General features: G+C 73.3%; 13 protein-coding genes. 11 read left to right on the top strand and 2 right to left on the bottom strand.

Translation table 11 applies throughout. From position 1 onward, the window contains the following. The first annotated feature begins 20 nt into the window (after positions 1–20). Positions 21–1,673 carry a prenyltransferase/squalene oxidase repeat-containing protein gene (locus ACIBG6_RS12135; RefSeq protein WP_399222483.1) on the top strand — a complete coding sequence of 551 codons (1,653 nt, stop codon included), beginning with the start codon at positions 21–23 and terminating at the stop codon, positions 1,671–1,673. 293 nt (positions 1,674–1,966) lie between these two features. Here the strand turns inward: ACIBG6_RS12135 and ACIBG6_RS12130 are convergent, their stop codons facing one another. Beyond that, positions 1,967–2,449 (bottom strand): MarR family winged helix-turn-helix transcriptional regulator, encoded by a 483-nt coding sequence (locus ACIBG6_RS12130; RefSeq protein WP_399222691.1) that lies wholly within the window; start codon positions 2,447–2,449, stop codon positions 1,967–1,969. Between the two features lie 138 nt (positions 2,450–2,587). On the opposite strand from ACIBG6_RS12130, the gene ACIBG6_RS12125 reads away from it, so the two are divergent. The 4 genes from ACIBG6_RS12125 (at position 2,588) to fxsT (ending at position 10,332) form a co-directional block, all read left to right on the top strand. Next, positions 2,588–3,004, top strand: a complete 417-nt coding sequence (locus ACIBG6_RS12125; RefSeq protein ID WP_399222482.1) for an organic hydroperoxide resistance protein — start codon at positions 2,588–2,590, stop codon at positions 3,002–3,004. A 115-nt stretch (positions 3,005–3,119) separates the two neighbouring features. Further along, on the top strand, positions 3,120–4,676 hold the full coding sequence (locus tag ACIBG6_RS12120) for a hypothetical protein (protein WP_399222481.1): 1,557 nt from the start codon (positions 3,120–3,122) through the stop codon (positions 4,674–4,676). Further along, positions 4,673–5,779: an AAA family ATPase gene (locus ACIBG6_RS12115; RefSeq protein WP_399222480.1), complete on the top strand. Its 1,107-nt coding sequence runs from the start codon at positions 4,673–4,675 to the stop codon at positions 5,777–5,779. Before ACIBG6_RS12120 ends, ACIBG6_RS12115 begins: the two co-directional genes overlap by 4 nt. Continuing rightward, positions 5,779–10,332 (top strand): FxSxx-COOH system tetratricopeptide repeat protein, encoded by a 4,554-nt coding sequence (fxsT, locus tag ACIBG6_RS12110; protein WP_399222479.1) that lies wholly within the window; start codon positions 5,779–5,781, stop codon positions 10,330–10,332. The genes ACIBG6_RS12115 and fxsT overlap by 1 nt, the downstream gene beginning before the upstream one ends. A gap of 66 nt (positions 10,333–10,398) precedes the next feature. On the opposite strand, the gene ACIBG6_RS12105 is transcribed toward fxsT, so the two are convergent. Further along, on the bottom strand, positions 10,399–11,736 hold the full coding sequence (locus tag ACIBG6_RS12105) for a cation:proton antiporter (RefSeq protein ID WP_399222478.1): 1,338 nt from the start codon (positions 11,734–11,736) through the stop codon (positions 10,399–10,401). Positions 11,737–12,029: 293 nt separating this feature from the next. Between ACIBG6_RS12105 and ACIBG6_RS12100 the strand changes: the two genes are divergently transcribed. The 6 genes from ACIBG6_RS12100 to ACIBG6_RS12075 all read left to right on the top strand — a co-directional run bounded on the left by ACIBG6_RS12100 (position 12,030) and on the right by ACIBG6_RS12075 (position 19,645). After that, a complete protein-coding gene (locus ACIBG6_RS12100) occupies positions 12,030–13,100 on the top strand; it encodes a hypothetical protein (RefSeq protein ID WP_399222476.1) in 1,071 nt (356 codons plus the stop codon). Continuing rightward, on the top strand, positions 13,097–14,197 hold the full coding sequence (locus ACIBG6_RS12095) for a caspase family protein (protein ID WP_399222475.1): 1,101 nt from the start codon (positions 13,097–13,099) through the stop codon (positions 14,195–14,197). Before ACIBG6_RS12100 ends, ACIBG6_RS12095 begins: the two co-directional genes overlap by 4 nt. 84 nt (positions 14,198–14,281) lie before the next feature. Beyond that, positions 14,282–14,461, top strand: a complete 180-nt coding sequence (locus tag ACIBG6_RS12090) for a hypothetical protein (protein WP_399222474.1) — start codon at positions 14,282–14,284, stop codon at positions 14,459–14,461. Between the two features lie 21 nt (positions 14,462–14,482). Next, positions 14,483–16,519, top strand: coding sequence for an HEXXH motif domain-containing protein (locus ACIBG6_RS12085; RefSeq protein ID WP_399222473.1), 2,037 nt, complete (start codon positions 14,483–14,485; stop codon positions 16,517–16,519). A gap of 162 nt (positions 16,520–16,681) precedes the next feature. Then, positions 16,682–18,739: a phosphocholine-specific phospholipase C gene (locus ACIBG6_RS12080; RefSeq protein WP_399222472.1), complete on the top strand. Its 2,058-nt coding sequence runs from the start codon at positions 16,682–16,684 to the stop codon at positions 18,737–18,739. Between the two features lie 450 nt (positions 18,740–19,189). Continuing rightward, on the top strand, positions 19,190–19,645 hold the full coding sequence (locus ACIBG6_RS12075) for a hypothetical protein (RefSeq protein ID WP_399222471.1): 456 nt from the start codon (positions 19,190–19,192) through the stop codon (positions 19,643–19,645). Positions 19,646–19,665 lie beyond the last annotated feature (20 nt).

Genomic DNA, 19,665 nt, shown 5'->3' with positions numbered 1-19,665 from the left:
ACCGACGAAGGACCCCCACGATGCCGACGTCCTGCGCGCTGCCCTTACACGGCGCTTCCCTCGCCGTCCCGGGCGCGCTTCCCCCGCTCCGCCACCCGCTCCGGGCCGGCCCCGAGCGCCCCGAGCTCGACCGGGCCCGGGCCCGGCTGGCCACCCGGCTGCTGGCGGCGGCCGGTTCCGACGGCCTGCTCCGCGCCTCGTGCGACAGCCGGACCCTGGAGTCCGCGCTGGCCCTGCGGCTGCTCACGGTGACGAACGTCGACCCTGACGCCCAGGAGCGGCTGACCCGCTATCTGAAGACCTCGGTGGACGAGGGCGCCCCCGACCCCGTGCAGGAGGCCGCGGCGCGTGCGGCGCTCGGCGAGTACGTGGACGGGCGGGCCGCGCTGAACCGGCTGCTCGGCGGCTTCGACCACCACCACACCGCCGGGCGCAAGCGCCTGATGTTCCGGACGGTCCTGGCGGAGCTCGGCGCCCACCCGTTCCCCGAACTCGCGTCTCCCGAGCCGGACTTCGATGCGCGCGGCCAACAACGGTGGCTGGTCACGGAGATGGCCGCGCTGAAGACGCTGTACGCCTTCGGCACCGGTGTCCCGCACCTCGTCACCGAGGACGACTGGCGGGCGCTGGCGCCCTGCTCGCTCCCCGGCCCACCCCCGTACGGCAACCATCTCGCCCGGATCCTCGCCCTGTTGGCGCTCCGACACCGGCCCCGGTACGCGGCGCCCGTCCGCGCGCGGGCGCGGGAGGTGCGGACCTGGCTGCGCGGGGACGGCGGACTGCCCTTCATCACGGGGATGGACGTCTTCGCGACGGCGACCGGCGGTCTCGCGCTCGCCGGGGCGGGCGCTCCCGCGCACACGCTGCGGGCCCTGGCCGCCGCCCTGGCCGAGCGGCAGAACCCGGACGGCGGCTGGGGGTTCGACCGGGGCGTGGGGCAGAGCGACGTCGACGACACCGCGTACTGCGTGGAGTTCCTGCGGGCCTCGGCCCCGGAGCGGAGCGGCCCCGCGGTGGCGGCGGGCGAGCGGTACCTCCTCGACCGGCAGGGCGGGGACGGCGGCTTCCCGACCTTCGAGCACGGCACCGCCTCCGAGGTGGCGATAACGGCGGCGGCCGTGAACGCGCTGGCCCCCGAGGCCGCTCACCGGCCGGCGGTGGAGGCCGCGGTCCGGTTCGTCGCGGCGCGGTACGAGGGAGCCGGGGCGTTCGAGCGGAGCTGGAGCCTCAACGAGAGCAACGCCCTCTTCCGTACCGTCCTGGCCTGCGACTCCTTCCGCGCCGTCGCCCCGCCCGGGCACGCCCTGGGGGCGGGGGTCACGCGGGCACGGGCGCGGGCCGTCGCCCGGCTGGTCGTGACGCAGAACGCCGACGGCGGCTGGGGGCACGTGCCGGGCGACCCGAGCGACCCGATCAGCACCGCGTACGCGCTGATCGCCGTCTCCCGGGGGCGCGACGGAACGGCCACGCCGTGCGCGCCGACCGCCCTGGGGGCGACGGAGCGCGCGGTACGCCACCTCCTGGAGCGGCAGCGACCGGACGGCGGCTTCGTCTCCCGGCCCGACCAGGCGGGGCCGCGGCCCCTCGCGTACCACGTACCGCTCCTGACGGACGTCTGCGTCCTGCTCGGCCTCAACCACGCGCGCGCCACCGCCCCGGACACCGCCCGCTGAACCACCTCCGGCGCCGCGAAGGCGCCATGACCTTCGACGAAGTCGACGTGACCCGTCGACGAAGGGCGTGACCGGGTACCTGCTGGGCGCGGCGGAGGCGGCGCTGACGGTGCTGTCGGTCGCGGAGAGCACGGTGCCGCCGACCGCCGACTTCACGGAGCCGGGCGAGGGCGTCGACCTCGACGTGCCGACCACCGTCCGGTCGTCCCGGATCGGGCTCGCCGTCTCCACGTCGGTGGGCTTCGGCGGGCACAACGCGGCCCTGGTGATCACACCCCCTCAGGGCGGGCGGATCAGGTGCAGGAGGAGAGGGCGTCCGGGTCGACCGCGTCGAGCCGGACGGCCAGGGCGTCGAGCCGTTCCCGCAGGTCGCGGATGTCCTCCAGCGGGAGCCCGGTCGCGGCGGCGATGCGGCGCGGGACGCCGAGCGCCTTCTCCTTGAGCGCGGTCCCGTCGCCGGTCGGCCGTACGGTGACGGACCGCTCGTCCTCGGGGCTGCGCCGGCGCTCGACGTATCCGGCGGCTTCGAGCCGCTTGAGCAGCGGGGACAAGGTCCCGGAGTCGAGCCGCAGCCGCTCGCCGATCCCCTTCACGGGCAGTTCGCCGTGCTCCCAGAGCACGAGCATGACGAGGTACTGGGGATAGGTGAGCCCCAGCTCCTTGAGGGCCTCGCGGTAGACGCCGTTGAAGGCGCGGGTCGCCGCGTGCAGCGAGAAGCAGATCTGGTGGTCGAGCCGGAGGAAGTCCTCGTCCGGGACCGTGTCGAGCGTCTCCATGGATCCAGGCATGGCTCCAGGATACGCGAGGACACCTCACACGCGATTCAGTTGTGCACAACTGAATAGTGCGCTACTAATGGAGTCACGCCCCAGGGACACCGCCCGAGGGCCCCCGAGGACAGGAACGGAAGAACCATGGACGCGATCTACACCGCAGTCGCCACCGCCAACGGCCGCGAGGGCCGTGCCGTCAGCTCCGACGGCCACATCGACCTCCCGCTCGCCCACCCCCAGGCCCTCGGCGGCAACGGCCTGGGCACCAACCCCGAGCAGCTCTTCGCCGCCGGGTACGCGGCCTGCTTCGCCAGCGCGATGGGCGTCGTCGCCCGCCAGGAGAAGATCGACGTCTCCGAGGCCTCGATCACCGCCGAGGTCTCCATCGGCAAGGACCCGGCCGACGGCGGCTTCGGCCTCGCGGTGATCATGCGCGCCGAGTTCCCGGACCACCTCCAGGGCGAGGCGGGCGCGACCCTCCTGGAGAAGACCCACGCCTTCTGCCCGTACTCGAAGGCCACCCGCGGGAACATCACGGTCGAGCTGGTCGTCGAGTAGTCCGGACGGTTCCGGGGGAGGGAACCCGAGGGAACCCGCGTACAGGGTGGCGACGCGTCAGGCCCGCGCCATACCCTGGACCGGGGGACGGCAGTGCCCGAACCACCCATGTCCGATGGGAAGTCGGGAACTTCGGATCCGTTACGGGGGGCCATTGTTCAGCGAGAGCCATGTCGCTCATCCACCGGCACTCGAGCACGCGCTGGTGGATCAGATGTGCGCGGTGACGGGACTCGACACCCCGGACGGACGCGATCTCCTGATCAGCATGCTGGCCGGCCCGTTACCCGAACTGGGCAACGTGCGCCGGCACGGCCGGACCCGGCTGGACACGCTGGAGATCGTCCGGGCCTGCCTGCGGGAGCCGCGCGGACTGCCCGAACTGCTCGCCACCCTGGACGTCTACGCCCCCGGCTCCGCCCCCGTACTGAGGATCAAGGAACTCGTCACCGCCCCTCCGGTCCTGGCGGCCCTGCCCGACGCGGAGTTACGGGAGGTCCGCGCACTCCTCGCCCGCGTCGACCACCTCGACGCACACGGTGAGCTGTACGCGGCCGCCGGCGACCTCCCCCTCCCCCACCGCCCCGTCGACACCCTCGGCGAGGCGTTCGACTTCCTCAGCAGGGCCAACGCCCGCCCCGACGGCCTGCTCCCCACCATGGTGCTGGTCGAGCACGTGGCCACGGCCCTCGACCGGTCGCCCGCCCACCGGCAGACCGCGTCCGGTCTGCGCGAGTGGAACGACGTCCAGGCCGCCAAACTGGGCCTCGCGGTACCCCTGGACGCCGTACGCGCGGAGAGCACCCGGGGCCCGGCCGCACAACCAGCTCCCGCCTGTCTCGTTGTGCAGGTGTGCACACACGGAATGAACCCCGACCGGTATCTGCTGTCCCACTGGCGCCAGATCCGTCCGGGGCCGTGGCGGCCGGAGCGCGGCGAGGACCGGGTCGTCTCCCTGGCCGAGGTCGGGCCCGCGGTGGAACAGCTCGTCTACCGGGCGGAGAACGACTGGGCGGGGCGCCCCGGGAAACCGGTGCTGGAATTCGTCCTCCCCTTCCACCTCCTGAACCATCCGATGGAATGGCTGCCGCTCGGCTCCCAGTCCTCCTTCGCGAGCGCCCTGTGCCTGAGCTATCCGGTCGTGCTGCGCAGCCTGGAGCGCATGCGGGCACCGCAGTTCCACCGGCGGTGGCACAACCGCTGGCAGCAGATGCAGGACAGCCACGACACCGTCTGCCACTGGGACACGGCGGGCAAGCGCGGTCACGACCAGGTCCAGTGGAACAGCAGGCTCACCGCCGACGAGCGGCTCGTCGCCGTCGCCCTCGGCGCTCCCCCGGTCCAGGGCCCCGGCGGCAGCCGGGACTCACTGGAGACCGCCCTGCGCGCCGGGGTGCCGATGGTCGTGTGGGACCGCCGCCCCGGGGCACCCGCCGACTTCCGCAAACGGGCCAAGAAGCTCGTGAAGGGTAGGCCGGTCGAGCTGCCGCAGCGCGTCCAGCAGCTGCGGAACGAGGCGGCCACCGCCGCCGCCGCACAACGGGACGTCCACGTGGGACGGCATGTCGCCGTGCTCTTCGACGACCCGAACCGCATCGTCGACTGGTCCGGGTCGCCGGGGGCCGACACCGGGAACGTACGGGGCGGACACGACGACGAGGGGGAAACATGAGCGGGGTCCAACATCCGGTCGAGAGCGGTCGCGACGGCGGGCACGTCAGCAGCCGCAGCTGGTGGATCTACCGGGGCACCGGGCAGCCACTGACCGACATCCGCCTCGGCGACATCCTGCCGCCGCCACCCGGCTGGCGGGACTTCGACGGCGGCCCGGTGCTGCCCCCCGTACCGGCCGAGAACGCCGAGAGCGACCGGCGCCTCGGCGCGGTGAGCCGCGCCACGCCCCGGCAGGACGCGCACGACATCGACATGATCAACACCGCGCTGCTGCTCCGCAGGCCCCTGCTGGTGACGGGGCGGCCCGGCATCGGCAAGTCCACCCTGGCCTACCTCGTCGCACGCGAACTGGGCCTGGGCCGCGTCCTGCACTGGGGCATCACCTCCCGCAGCACCCTGCGCTCCGGTCTCTACGAGTACGACGCCATCGGGCGGGCCCAGGCGTCCCTGGGGCGCGGCCGGCTCGGCCTGCCGGTGCCGCTCCAGGCGACCGGGAGCGGCCCGGAGGACGGCGCGGGCGGGGCGAGGATCGGGGACTTCGTCCGGCTGGGCCCGCTGGGCACCGCCCTGCTGCCGTACGAACTGCCCCGCGTCCTGCTCATCGACGAGCTCGACAAGAGCGACATCGACCTGCCCAGCGACCTCCTGCACGTCCTGGAGAACGGCTCGTACGACATCCCGGAGCTGGTCCGCGCCCGCCATCAGGAGGGCGAGGCACGGGTGTTCACCGACGACCCCGACCAGACGGTCACCGTGACCGACGGGCGGGTGAAGTGCCGGGCCTTCCCCTTCATCGTGATCACCAGCAACGGCGAGCGCCAGTTCCCGCCGGCCTTCCTCCGCCGCTGTGTCCGGCTGGACGTCTCCCCGCCGCGCGAGGACCAGCTCGCCGCCATGATCGCCGCACACTTCCGGGACCAGGGCGGCCGGCCCGACGCCATGATCCGGCAGTTCATGGAGCGCAGCCGGGAGAACGGCGGACTGGCCACGGACCAGCTGCTGAACGCGATCTTCCTGCGGACGGCGGGCGTCCGGGAGGACGACGAGGCATGGGGCGAGCTGCTGGACGCGCTCTGGCGTGAACTGTCGGGAGCCCCCTGATGGACGACGAAGCCCGTCCGAATCCGGAGGCCTTCGAGGTGGCCGAGGCGCTGTGGCTGCACGCGTACCAGACGCTCGCGGCCCGGCTGCCCCCGTCCACCGACCCGCCACGCCCCCGGCCGACGGTGCCACCCGGGCTCTCCGGGCTCTCCGCGCTCTCCGGGCCACTCGACAGCTACGGGCAGCTGCCCGAAGACCCCGGCCTGCCCGAACCCCACGGCCACGGGCCGGCAGAAGGCGACGGGCCGCCCGAAGACCGTGCGACGCCGCCGGGCGAAGCGCCCGGCGGCACGGCGGCCGCCACCGGCGGGGACCTCGCGCCCGGGGTGTCCGGCGTGTCCGGCGCCGTCCGCCCGTCGTCGTTCCCGGGCGGCCCCGGGCGGCTCCCGACCGGGGGTGCGCCGGTCTCCGCGTACCCCCTCGCGGGGGACTTCCAGGACGTGTACGTCCGGGCCGGGCCGGCCCCCGACCTCCGCGACGCACCCGGCATAGGGCGCTGGCTGCGGCCGCTGAGACAGGTCGTGCCCTCGGCGTCCGAGATCGAGCTGGACGAGGAGGCCACGGCCGAGCGCGCCGCCGAGTACGGACTGTGGATGCCCCACGTCCGGTCGGCGGACGAGCGCCGCTTCGACCTGGTGCTGGTGGTCGACGACCACGTGACCATGTCGATCTGGGAGCAGACGGTCGCCGAGTTCACCGCCGTGGTGGAGCAGTCGGGGGCCTTCCGGGACGTCCGGGTCCGCCGCCTGGGCGTGCGCGAGACCGCCACGGGCGAGGAGGCGGTGCTGCGCGGCCCGTACGCGGACGGTCCCGTCGGTGACCCCGCCGAGCTGCTGGACAGGACCGGCCGCCGGATCGTCCTCGTCCTGACCGACGCCCTGGCCCCCCTGTGGCGGGGCGGGGCGGGGCTCAAGGCCCTGGAGCTGTGGGCGACGGCCGGGCCGACGGCGATCGTGCACCTGCTGTCCCAGCGGGACTGGCACCGCACCGCCCTCACGCCCCGCCGGGCCCGGATCCGCGGCCCGCGCTCGGGCGCCCGCAACACCGAACTGTCCGTGCGCTTCCCGGAGGAGGTGTACGACCCGTTCGATCCGCCGCCGGGGACCTGGCGGGTGGCGGTTCCCGTCCTTGAGCTGGACGCCGACTGGCTGGGCCGCTGGGCCGCGCTGGTGGCCGGTACGGAGCCCGGGTGGACCGACGCGTCCGTACTGCTCCTCGGCGCACCCGCCCCGGCCGCGTGGGAGGACGAGGACGAGGACGAGCCCTCGGCACCGTCGGTGCAGGAGCGCGTCCGCCGCTTCCGCAGCCACGCCACGCCCACCGCCTTCCGGCTGGCCACCCATCTGGCCGCCACGGTCCTCGAACCCCGCCTGGTGCGGGACGTCCGGCGCACGCTCGTCCCGGAGGCCCAACCGGCCCATGTGGCCGAGCTGTTCCTCAGCGGCCTGGTCGAGGAGCTGCCGTCCGAGGAGCCGCGCGGTGCCGCCTTCCCGACGCCGTTGGACTTCGTCGACGGGGCGCGTGAGGCCCTGCTGTCCAGCGCGATGCGCGGGGACACCGCGCGCGTGGTGCGCTCGATGTCCGACTTCTACGGCGACCGCTTCGAGGCCGCCCGGGGACTCCGGGGCGCCCTGCTCGCCCCGGAGGACGCACCCGACCCGCCACTGACGGAGGAAAGCCTTCCGTTCGTCCGCGTCGAGCTGGCCGTGCTCCGCGCCCTCTCCGGGCCCTATCTGCTCCGGGCGCACCGGATCAGCGCGGCCCTGGAGGGCGGTTCACCGGGAGCGTCGCTCGTACCGAACGCTCCGTCATTGGTCCACGATATCCGTCATACACACGAAAATTCCGACACGGGCGGCCTTGCCATGACCGACACCACTGCCAGTCAGCACCAGCGCGAAGACGGAGGGGCCTTGAACGGGACCCCAGTCCAGTCGATTCCTGGCCCGAGTCCCGACGGGCAGTCGGACACCGGGACGACTCCTGCCCACGGCACGCCGATCCCCGGCCCGGCCGCACCGCAGCCCCAGCCGCAGCCGCAGCCCCAGTCGCACCCGCGCCTCTCCGTACCCGCCGTCTGGGGCAACGTCCCCCCGAACAACCCCAACTTCGTCGGCCGGGAGGACCTCCTCACCCAGGTCCGCGAGCAGCTGCTGACGGGTGACACCTCGGCGGTGCTGCCCCACACGCTGCACGGCATGGGCGGTGTCGGAAAGTCGCAGATCGCCATCGAGTACGTCTACCGGTACGCGTCCGACTACGACATCGTCTGGTGGATCCCCTCCGAGCAGCCCACGATGATCCTGACCGCGCTCACCGAACTCGCCCAGCGGATGGGCCTGAACGCGGGCAGCGAGGCCAACCGTGCCGTGCCCGCCGTCCGTGAGGCGCTGCGCCGCGGCGATCCCTACAGCAGGTGGCTGCTGGTCTTCGACAACGCCGAGAACGTCGAGGCCGTGCGCCCCTACTTCCCGACGGGCGGCACCGGCAAGATCCTCATCACCTCCCGGAACCAGGAGTGGGACCGGGTGGCCCGGACGCTCTCCGTCGACGTCTTCTCCCGCGAGGAGAGCAAGTCACTGCTCCGCCGCCGAGCCCGCGACCTGACCGACGAGGACGCCGACAAGCTCGCCGAGGCCCTGGGCGACCTGCCGCTCGCCATCGAGCAGGCGGCGGCCTGGCAGGCCGTGACCGGCATGGCCGTACCCGAGTATCTGCGCCTGATCAAGGAGAAGATCGCGGAGCTGATGCTCGAGCTCGTCCCGTCGCCGGACTACCCCATGTCGGTGGCCGCGGCCTGGGACGTCTCGCTGCGCCAGCTCGAACAGCGCAACCCGGCCGCGCTCCAACTCCTCCAGGTCTGCTCCTTCTTCGCCCCCGAGCCGATCTCCCGCTCCCTGTTCAACAACTCGCGGAGCACCACGATCGCCCCCGAGCTGGACGACGCCCTGCGCCATCCGATCAAACTCGGCCGGGCCATCCGGGAGATCAACGTCTACGCCCTGGCCCGCATCGAGCACCGCCACGACACCATCCAGCTGCACCGACTGGTGCAGGCCGTGCTGGTCAACCGCATGTCGCCGCAGCAGCAGGCGGACATGCGGCACGGCGCCCATCTGCTCCTGGCCGACGCCAACCCCAACAGCCCCGGCTCGCGCGAACTCTGGCCGCGCTACCAGGCGCTGCTCCCGCACGTGGTGGTGTCCCGGGCCGTGGAGTGCGAGTCGCCCTGGGTACGCGGCCTGGTCCGCGGCATGGTCGAGTTCCTCTACGTCTGGGGCGACCACAAGGGCTCGGCGGCGATGGCCCGCGAGGCGCTGGAGATGTGGACCGAGAAGTTCGGCGCCGAGGACCAGCAGACGCTGGAGATGGCGAAGTGGCTGGCCTTCATCCTGCGCGTGCTCGGTGAGTACCAGGAAGCCGCCGCCATGATGCAGCGCACGGCGGACACGTACATCCGGACCGCGGGCGAGGACGACGAGGGCACCCTCGACGCCCTGATCCAGCTGTGCACCGGTCTGCGACTGCGGGCCGAGATGGCACGCGGCCTGGAGATCAACCGGTCGGTGTACGAGCGCTCCCTGCGGGCGTTCGGCGAGGACGACCCGGCCACCCTCCGCGCGGCCCACAGCCTGGGCGTCGGCCTGCGGCTGATGGGGCTCTACCGGGAGGCGCGCGTGTACGACACGGAGACGGCCCGGCTGCGCGCCCTCAACCTGGGCGAGAACCACTTCGACACCCTGAACACCCTGAGCGGTCTGTCCATCGACATCCGCGAGACCGGCGACTACCTGGAGGCCGCGGCCCACCAGGAGGACGTCTACGCCCGCTACCTCGCCGCCTTCGGCGAGGACACCCCCACCAGCCTGGGCTGCGGCCGCGTCCTCGCGGTGTGCCGCCGCCGCGCGGGGGACCACGACGGGGCGCTGGCGCTCAGCGAGACGGTCTGGTCGAAGTTCGTGAACCGCTACGGCCCCGACCACCCGGACGCCGTCGCCTGTGCGGCCAACCTCGTCGTGGACCTGCGGCAGGACGGACAGCTGCGGCGGTCGCGGGAGCTCGGCGAGGCGAACGTCGAGCGCTACGCGGCGAAGCTCGGGCCGAACCACGCCTACACCCTGTCGTCCCGCACCAATCTCGCCATCACCCTGCGGCACCTCGGGGACCTCGACGCCGCCGGGGAGCACCTCGACGCGGCCCTGCCGGGAATGCGCGAGTCGCTGGGCGACACGCACATCCTCACCCTGACCACGGCCATCGGCGCGGCCAGCCGGTACGCCGCCGAGGGACGTCTCGCGGAGGCCCTGGAGCTGGACGAGGAGACCCTGGAGATCCTGACCCGGGATCACGGCGAGGACCACCCGACGACGCTTGCCTGCGCCACCAACGTGGTCCTGGACCTGCGGGCGCTGAACCGCGACACCGAGGCCACGGCCCTGCACACCGAGACCCTGACCCACTACCGCCGCCGGCTCGGCGAGGACCACCCGGCGGTCGCCGCCTCGGCGGCCGGACGGCGGGCGGACGTCGACATCGCCCCGGTGCCCTTCTAGGGCCTGTGCCTTGCTGGGTCGGCCGGGTCCTGGACCCGGCCGGCCCACTCGGGCTCGGGACGTCTTCTACGACCGCGGCGCCGCTTCGGCGCCCGCCGCGGACACCGGTCCGGAGTCCGAGCCTGCGTCCGGCCCTTTCAGGATCTCCGGCGACTTCCCCCTGCCCGAAGGGCGACCGGCGTCCGGACGGCGGCGCAGCAGTCCGATGAGCGGACCGGCGGCGGCCGTGGTGAGGAGCGCCATCACGACCAGCAGCGCGTAGAGCCGGGGACCGATCACCCCGGTCGCCAGACCGACGTTGAGCACGATGAGTTCGGTGAGGCCGCGGGTGTTGAGCAGGACGCCGATCAGCAGCGAGTCCCGCCAGGGGATGCGGACGCCGCGGGCCGCGAGGGTGCCGGCGGCCACCTTGCTGACCACCGCCGCGGCGCATATCACCGCCAGGAGCAGCAGGTCGGAGCCGTGCAGCCCATCGAGCGCGACCGCCATCCCGGAGACCGCGAAGAACACCGGGAGCAGCAGGCCACCGGCGTCCTGGAGCGGGCGGAGCAGGCTGCCGTCCGGGGAGCCGTCGGGCCGGCGGGGCATCACGACCCCGGCGAGCAGCGCGCCGAAGATGACGTGCAGCCCGAGTGCGTTGGTGGCCCAGGCCGATGCCAGCGCCACGGAGACGGCGACCGGGACCTGCTGGGCCACCCGGGTGCCGGGCCGGTCCTTCCACCAGGCCAGCAGGGGTCGTACGGCGAAGAGCATCACGAGGACGTACACGGCAAGGAGGGCGGCCTTGACCGCCCAGGACCGCAGCGAGCCGTGCGCGCCGCCGACCAGGACCACGGCCAGGACGGGCCAGCTCAGCGCGTCGATGACACCGGCGGCGGCCATCGCGACCGTGCCGGGCACGCTCCCGGCCAGCCCTTGGTCCTTGATGATGCTCGCGAGGACGGGCACCGCCGTGATGGACAGGGCGACCGCCATGTAGAGGACGAAGGTGGTGTCGACGGGACGCCCGCCGTTGACCGAGGCGAAGGCCTCGGGGAGGAGCAGGACGAGTCCGGCGCCCATCGCCATGGGGACGACGAAGCCGCCCAGGGAGACGGCGGCCACGGCCCGCTGACCGCGCAGCAGGCCCAGGTCCAGTTCGTAGCCGACGGCGAAGAGGAAGAGGACCAGGGCGACTTGGGCCAGGGCCGTCAGGATGGGCTGGATCTCCGCCGGGAAGAGGGTCTCGTACACCTGGCCGGGTAACAGGCCCAGGAGGCTGGGGCCGAGCGCGATGCCCGCGAAGAGCTGGCCCACGACCGGTGGTTGACCGAGCCTGCGCGCTGCCGCACCCAGGGCGGAGGAGGTCGCGATCACCACGGCGAGGGCTGCGACGACATGCGTGACGACGGAGTCCGAGCTCACCGGCATTCCCCTTCTGGCATATGCCGCCCACTGTGGCACAGCCCCTACGGAGTGTAGCCGCCATCCATGCAAGTGGCCTATCGTGGAAGCCGTTTGGCGTATGCCGCCACGAACGGGGGGTCAGCATGACGACAGTGCTGTTCGTACACGGCACGGGAGTGCGCGAGCCGGGATTCACCGGAACCCTGGAGCTGGTACGGGCGGGATTGCTGCCCTTACGGCCCGAAGTCGCCGTTACTCCCTGTTATTGGGGTGAAAGCGCGGGATCGGCACTGCGTTCGAACGGAGCCTCCGTGCCGGGGTACGGCACCGGGCGCGGGCTGACGGCGGCGGGCGCCCCGGGAGCGGAGGCGGAAGGTCCCGACGAGGACGTCGAGTTCTGGGGGCTCCTCTACCTCGATCCGCTGCTCGAACTGCGCCTGCTCGCCTCGGAGTCGGCCGCCCGCACGGAGCTCGCCCCGGGCTCCCTCCCGCCGGGCGAGGCCCTCTCCTCGGCGGCCCAGTCCCTCACCGGGGACGCCCGTCTGCGCGAGCTGCTCGACGCCGCGGGGATCGGCGAGGAGTTCCCCGCCTCGGTCGCCGCCGTCCTCACCTCGCCGGACTGCCGGCAGTTCCTGCGCTCCCCCGCCGCGAGCGACGAAGTCGGCGCGCTGGCACGGGCGTTCACGGCCGAGGCGGTACGCCGCCGGGCCGAGCGGCAGGGTGCGGCGCAGGCCTTCGACGGCACCGCCCGCGACGAGGCCGTCGCCCGGATCGTCGCCCTGCTCCCCGGCGACCCGTCCGACGGGGCTGACGGTTCCGACGGGCCAGGGACGCATCGCGGCCCGGTCACCCGGCGGGTCAAGAAACTGGCCGGACGCCTGGCGCTCGGCCTGGCCTCCGCCCAGGCGGTCAAGCGGCGGTCCGCGCTCACCGACGCGGCGCATCCGGCGGCCGGGGACGTCCTGCTCTACCTGTCCCGGGGCGACGCGATCCGCGAGGTCGTCGCGGAGGCGGTCCGGGCCGCCGAGCCGCCGGTCGTCCTGCTCGCCCACAGCCTCGGCGGCATCGCCTCGCTGGACCTGCTGGTGCTGCGGGCGCTCCCGGAGGTCGAACTGCTCGTCACCGTCGGCTCGCAGGCGCCGTTCCTGTACGAGCTGGGGGCGCTGCCGAGCCTGGAGCACGGCAGCCCGCTGCCCGAACACGTACCGCGCTGGGTGAACGTGTACGACCGCCGGGATCTGCTCGGCTACGTCGGCGCGGGCGTCTTCCCCGACCGGGTCCAGGACGTGGCCCTCGACAGCCGCCAGCCCTTCCCCCTCTCCCACAGCGCCTACTGGAGCAACCCCGAGCTGTACCGCCTCCTCGCGGAGGAGCTGCCGTGACCGGGGCGCGTCCGGAGCGGACGTACGCCGTCGTCGTCGGCGCGGAGCGCTACGCGGCGGGACCGTCCTGGGACCTGCCGGGGCCCGCCGCCGACGCCCGGCGCTTCACCGACTGGCTGCGCGGACGCGGCGTGCCCGCGGCCAACGTCTTCCTGCTGCTCGATCCGCTGCCCGGCGCGGGCGGACCCGAGGTCGACGTCGCCGCCGGCACCGCCGGGCGGGAGGCCGTGCAGGAGGTGCTGACGCGCCGGCTGCCGGCCCTGGAGGGCGACCTCCTCTGGGTGTTCTGGGGCGGCCACGGCGTCACCGACCCGCAGGGGCACCGCAGGCTCTTCTACGGCGACGCCGGCCCGGACGACCGCCGGAACCTGGACCTGGACGCCTGGCTGACCGCCTTCACGACCGATCTCCTGCCGGGCTTCCGGCGCCAGATCTGGCTGGTGGACTCCTGCCAGACCTTCGTCGAGGACCTCGGCTTCGCCCGCGCCCTGCCCACCGAACTGCCTTCGGGCGGCGAGCGGTTGCCGGGCCGGGAGCAGTTCGTCCTGCTGGCCTCCGGCCCGGGGCAGCGGGCGGTCAACGATCCCGTACGGCAGACGGGAGCGTTCTCCCGTGCCGTACTGGCCGCCCTGACCTCGTCGGACGGCGGCGCGTGGCCGCCCGACATGAACGGGGTCGCGGACACCGTCCTCGGGGAGTTCACCGGGCCGGGACAGCGGCCCACCTCGCTCTGGCACCGGTCCTGGGCGGGCGACGAGCGCCGGCTGGAGTTCCCCGCGACTCGGCGCCTGGAGGAACCGGTGACGGACGCCGGGCTCGCCGAACTCATCGGCCTGCTCGCCGGTTGGCCCAGCATGGCGGACCGGGACCACCGGCAGCTCGTCCTCGGGATGCTGCCCCCCGACCTCGCCGGCGCGATCCCCCGCATGGGGGCGCCGCGCCCCGACATCATCAGCATCGTACGGACCTGCCGGCGCCACCCGGGGGGTCTGGCCGCCCTCGTCGACGCGCTCTCGCTGCTCGAACCGGGCTCCCTGGAGCAGCGCGAGCTGAAGGACTGGGCCGACCGCCGGCTGACACCGGGATCCGGCGGCTGACCGGGCTGATCACGCTCTTCCCGAACCCCTGTGGCTGCGCCATCATGAAGTCAACGGGGTTCACGGCTGCTAGGGGGATGTCGCATGCACACGTCCGACGAGTACATGGGATCCGAGCTGTTCGATCTCAGCGACGTCCCGCTCTCCGCCCTCCGGTCGCAGAGCCCGAGCCTGCACGCCCGCTCGCTGGAGCGGCTGCTCCGTCAGGTCGAGCGCCCGCGGGTCAACTTCGCCACCGACGGTGCGCCCGGGCGGGCCGACTGACGGTCCCCGGGGAGGAGATCCGTGCAGACCGACGGACGACACGAACCCGCCCGTAGCGCGCACCATCTCGTTCCCTCGGCTCACTTCGACGCCCTGGCCGCGGGCCGGGGCGACGCCGGCACGATCCGCTTCCTGCGGACCACCGAGTACAGCAGGCGTCTTCTGCTGCTGCGGGCCCTGCTCGACGCCGTCGCGGAGACGCCCGGCGCGCTCGGCCCGCTGCCGGACGTGGACAGCGTGTGGGACACGCTGACGGCCGCGCAGGAGCGCGCCCCGGAGGACTTCGGGGAGCTGCTGCTGCATCCGCAGGTCGGGGTCTGGCTGGGGCACGGGCTGCGGCGGCTGCGGCGGACGGCCTGGGGCGACGGACCGCTCTGGACCGACCTCGGGCACGTCTTCACGGTGTGCGCCGTCGCCGCGCAGCGCACGGGGCTGCCGCTGCGCACCACCGTGCCCCTGCGGGACGGCAGCGTCATGTTCCCCACCCTCGGACTCGCCCGGCTGCCGGACCGCCCGCGCTGGGGAACGGCGGAGGTCGTGGTGGAGGCGGGTCGGCTGAGGGTCGACCCGTACGGGGCGGGCGTCGGTCCGCCCGACCCGCCCGGCGGCGACGCCCCGGGGTGGCAGGAGCCGCACCGGTTGCACGCACGCGTGGCGGGGCGGCCGGTGGGGGTGTGGCTCGACGACATCGACCCCTACCGGGACCTCAGCGAGCCGCTCCCCGCGCACCGCCTCGACCCGGACGAGACCGCCCGCTGGCGGGAGCGGTTCGGCCTGGCGCTGAGCCTTCTGGAGGACTGCGACCCGGAGACGGCCGCGGCTGTCGCGGAGGGCTTACGCAGCATGACGCCCGTGCGGTCGTTATCGACCGGGGCGGTGCTCAGTGCCTCCTCCGGTGACGCGTTCGGCGGCCTGCTGACCTCGCTGCCGCCCGATCCGGTCACCTTCGCCGTCACGCTGGTCCACGAGTTCCAGCACACCAAGCTGGGTGCGCTGCTCCATCTGCTGACGCTGGAGCGGGACGACGACGTCGAGCGGCACCACGCCCCCTGGCGGGACGACCCCCGTCCCCTGAGCGGCCTGCTCCAGGGCGCGTACGCGTTCCTGGGGATCACCGACTTCTGGTCCCGCCGCCTGGACCGGACGCCCGCGGCCGAACGGGCGTCGGCCGAGTTCGAGTTCGCCCTCAGCCTGCGCCAGACGCGGGAGGCCGTCGAGACCCTCGGCGCCGATCCCGCGCTGACCGCCCACGGACACCGGTTCCTGCGGGGCATGGCCGCCCGGCTGCCCGCCTGGACGGCCGACAGCCGGGTCCGGCCGGGCATCGCCGCCATGGCCGCGTTCGCCGCCACCGACCACCGCACCGAGTGGCGGATCCGGCACCTGGTCCCCGCCCCGGACGCCGTACGCGCCCTGGCGAGGGCCTTCGTCACCGGCGCGGCGGCCGACTGCCGAGGCGTCGAGTCCTCGGTCGTCCCCGACCTCACGACCCGCTGGTCCCACACCCGCACCCGCCTGATCCGCCACCTCCTCGACACACCGGACTCCGGCGACCCGCCCGGCCACTCGGACCGCCCGGCTGACCTGCTCGGCCGCCCGGCTGACCTGCTCGACCCCTCGGCTGACCTGCTCGGACGCTCGGTTGACCTGCTCGGACGCTCAGGCGACCTGGCCGGCCCCTCCGGCGGCCCGCGCGGGCCCTCCGGCGGCCTGGCCGGGCCCTTCGGCGACCTGGCCGGGGCCTTCGGCGACCTGGCCGGGGCCTCCGGCGCCGAGCGTGCTCTCGTCGCCGGGGACCCCGCCGCGGTGGACGCCTACGCGCGTCTCCTGGCCGAGGATCCCGAGGACCCCGAGGCGTGGACCGGACTCGTGATCGCCCTCGCCCTCGCCGACCCCGCCGCCCGCCCGCTGCTCCGGCGCCCCGAGCTCCCCCGGGCCGTCCACCGTGAGCTCCGCGTCATCGGCACGACGGCCGACCCGCGGCGACTGGCCCGCTGGCTGGCCGCGGGGGTGGTCGACGTGGCGGCCGGCGGCGGGTCGGCGGACAGGGGCCGCTGAACGTGTTCGCCTGCCGTACGGCGGGCAGCCATGAGGCGGCCTCCCTGACGTGGGCCGCGGGCGCTCTCCTTGGGGCGCCCGCACGCCGGTTCCGGCCGACCGCGCGCGTACCCGTACCCGTACCCCCACCGACCGCTCGCACCCCCGAGGAGAACTCCCCCCATGACCGACATCGATCGTCGACGGTTCCTCCAACTCACCGGCGGTGCCGCCGCGTTCACCCTGCTCTCGGAGAGCATCGCCCGCGCCGCCGCCATCCCGGCGCAGGGCTCGACCGGCACGATCCAGGACGTCGAGCACATCGTCGTCCTGATGCAGGAGAACCGTTCCTTCGACCACTACTTCGGGGCGATGAAGGGCGTGCGCGGCTTCGGCGACCCGCGTCCCGTGACGTTGCCGAGCGGGAAGCCGGTCTGGAACCAGTCGGACGGTTCGAAGGTCACCCTGCCGTTCCGGCCAGAGAGCGCCAAGCTCGGCATGGAGTTCCTCCAGGGCCTCAACCACGACTGGGCGGGCGGGCAGAAGGCCTTCAACAAGGGCAAGTACGACCAGTGGATACCGGCCAAGACCAAGGCCACGATGGCGTACCTCACCCGTGAGGACATCCCCTTCCACTACGCGCTCGCCGACGCGTTCACGATCTGCGACGCCTACCACTGTTCGTTCATCGGCTCCACCGACCCGAACCGCTACTACCTGTGGAGCGGTCACACCGGCAACGACGGCACCGGCGGCGGCCCGGTCCTCAACAACGCCGAGGCGGGCTACGGCTGGAAGACGTACCCCGAGCGCCTGGAGGCGGCCGGGGTCTCCTGGAAGGTCTACCAGGACACCGGCGACGGGCTGAACGCCGCCGGCTCCTGGGGCTGGATCAACGACGCGTACCGCGGCAACTACGGCGACAACTCGCTCCTCTACTTCAACACCTACCGGAACGCCCAGCCCGGCAACCCGCTCTACGACAAGGCCCGCACGGGCACGAACGTGAAGAACGGCGACACCTACCTCGCCGACCTGCGCGCCGACGTGCAGGCGGGCCGCCTGCCCAAGGTCTCCTGGATCGCGGCGCCCGAGGCGTTCTCGGAGCACTCCAACTGGCCCTCCAACTACGGCGCCTGGTACATCGCCCAGGTCCTGGACGCGCTGACCTCGAACCCGGACGTGTGGGCCCGTACCGCCCTGTTCATCACGTACGACGAGAACGACGGCTTCTTCGACCACGTCGTCCCGCCGTACGTCCCGGCCTCCTCCGCGCAGGGCCTGTCGACCACACCGACCGCGCTCGACCACTTCCCCGGGAAGACGGGGTACGTCGCCGGTCCCTACGGCCTCGGCCCGCGCGTCCCGATGATCGTCGTCTCCCCCTGGTCCACCGGCGGCTACAGCTGCTCCGAGACCTTCGACCACACCTCGGTCATCCGCTTCATGGAGCAGCGCTTCGGGGTGCAGGAGCCCCAGATCTCCCCGTGGCGGCGGGCCGTCTGCGGCGACCTGACCTCCGCCTTCGACTTCACGCGGACGAACACCCAGGCCGCCCCGCTGCCGTCGACCGCCGGCTACTACCCGCCGGACCGCGACCGCCACCCCGACTTCCTCGCCACCGCCCCGGCCGTCGGCGCGATGCCCCGCCAGGAGCCGGGCGCCAAGCCCACCCGGCCCCTGAAGTACGCCCCGTACGTGGACGGCAGCGCGGACACCACGGCCGGCACCTACCGCCTCACCTTCAGCGGAGGCCCCTCGGCGGGCGCCCAGTTCTACGTGACCTCGGCGAACCGCACGGACGCCCCCTGGACGTACACGACCGAGGCGAACAAGTCCCTCTCGGACACCTGGAACACCAAGTACTCCAAGACCCTCACCGACCTCACGGTCCACGGCCCCAACGGCTTCCTCCGCCGCTTCCGCTCCCCCGGCAAGACCGCCGTCCCCGAGGTCACCGCCCGCCACAACGCCACCACGGGCAATCTGGACCTCACGTTCACCAACGCGGGGACGGCCGACGCCCGCCTCACCGTCACCCACGCCTACGCCGGCGGCCCGCGGACCGTCACGGTCCCCCGCGGTGCCACCGTCACCCACACCGTCGACCTGAGCACGAGCCGCGCCTGGTACGACGTGACGGTCACCTCGGACACGTCCGCCGACTACCTCCGGCGCCTCGCGGGCCACGTGGAGACGGGCGCGCAGGGCGTCACGGACCCGGGCATCCTGACGTACTGACCCGTACGCCACTCCGCCCGCCCGCCTATCGAGCGGGCGGGCGGGGTGGCGGTCGGAGCGTGATCAGGACGGCCGAGACGGTGCTCATCACGATCCGTCCGGCGCGGGATCCCTTCCGGCCCGACGGCGACGGAGTGTGAGGAGCGGCGTCGGGCGGCTGGGGAGGCCGGGGCGGCTCGGGCGGCGTACTCATGACACCCCCGGGGCGGCTGCAGAGAAGATACCGACACCCCGGTAGGCACTCACCGTGGCGACCGCCGCACTCCGAGCTACTCCACTGAGGTGCGAGCCGGCCCCGGACAGGGCGGTCACGCCGCCGTCGAGCACGCTGCCCCGGCGACCGTGATACTCGAAGTGAGGCACCTAGGCCCGACATTCCCGAGGAGGCGCCAGCAGGTCCACGGCCGAAGGGATGCCCGGCAACGCACCGCGAGCTGCGAGGTGACTTCTATGAGTCAGCAAACACCGGCCGGAGGACAGTGGCAGAACACCGGCCCCGCGCCAGGGAACGCGCACCGGTCCGGAGGCGGCGGCATGGCCGGCGGGGGCACCGTGTTCGCCGCGGTGCTGATGTCCCTTTCGGGCCTCCTGGCCGTATTCCAGGGCATCGGGGCCATCGCCAAGGACGACGTGTACGCACGCGTCGGCGATTACGTCTTCGAGTTCGACCTGACGGCCTGGGGCTGGATCCACCTCATCCTCGGGATCATTGTCATCCTGTGCGCGGTGGGCCTCTTCATGAGCGCGAACTGGGCGAGGGCGACGGGCATCACCCTGGCCTCCCTCAGCGCGATCGCCAACTTCCTCTGGCTGCCGTACCAGCCGTGGTGGGCGCTCGCCATCCTGGCGATCGACGTGTTCATCATCTGGGCGCTGTGCGCGAGTTGGACGCACACCACCGATTGACGGTCTCGACGCCCCACCCC

Origin of the sequence: Streptomyces sp. NPDC050842 (assembly GCF_044456565.1) — a bacterium.
Lineage (GTDB): Bacteria > Actinomycetota > Actinomycetes > Streptomycetales > Streptomycetaceae > Streptomyces.
This window is presented reverse-complemented; position numbering and strand designations above follow the sequence as displayed.

What these genes read in the sequence shown, in the direction of transcription:
- ACIBG6_RS12090 (WP_399222474.1), top strand. Translation starts at nt 14,282, where the DNA reads ATGCACACGTCCGACGAGTACATGGGATCCGAGCTGTTCGATCTCAGC.
- ACIBG6_RS12080 (WP_399222472.1), top strand. Translation starts at nt 16,682, where the DNA reads ATGACCGACATCGATCGTCGACGGTTCCTCCAACTCACCGGCGGTGCC.
- ACIBG6_RS12120 (WP_399222481.1), top strand. Translation starts at nt 3,120, where the DNA reads ATGGGAAGTCGGGAACTTCGGATCCGTTACGGGGGGCCATTGTTCAGC.
- ACIBG6_RS12125 (WP_399222482.1), top strand. Translation starts at nt 2,588, where the DNA reads ATGGACGCGATCTACACCGCAGTCGCCACCGCCAACGGCCGCGAGGGC.
- ACIBG6_RS12135 (WP_399222483.1), top strand. Translation starts at nt 21, where the DNA reads ATGCCGACGTCCTGCGCGCTGCCCTTACACGGCGCTTCCCTCGCCGTC.
- ACIBG6_RS12115 (WP_399222480.1), top strand. Translation starts at nt 4,673, where the DNA reads ATGAGCGGGGTCCAACATCCGGTCGAGAGCGGTCGCGACGGCGGGCAC.
- ACIBG6_RS12130 (WP_399222691.1), bottom strand. Translation starts at nt 2,449, where the DNA reads ATGGAGACGCTCGACACGGTCCCGGACGAGGACTTCCTCCGGCTCGAC.
- fxsT (WP_399222479.1), top strand. Translation starts at nt 5,779, where the DNA reads ATGGACGACGAAGCCCGTCCGAATCCGGAGGCCTTCGAGGTGGCCGAG.
- ACIBG6_RS12075 (WP_399222471.1), top strand. Translation starts at nt 19,190, where the DNA reads ATGAGTCAGCAAACACCGGCCGGAGGACAGTGGCAGAACACCGGCCCC.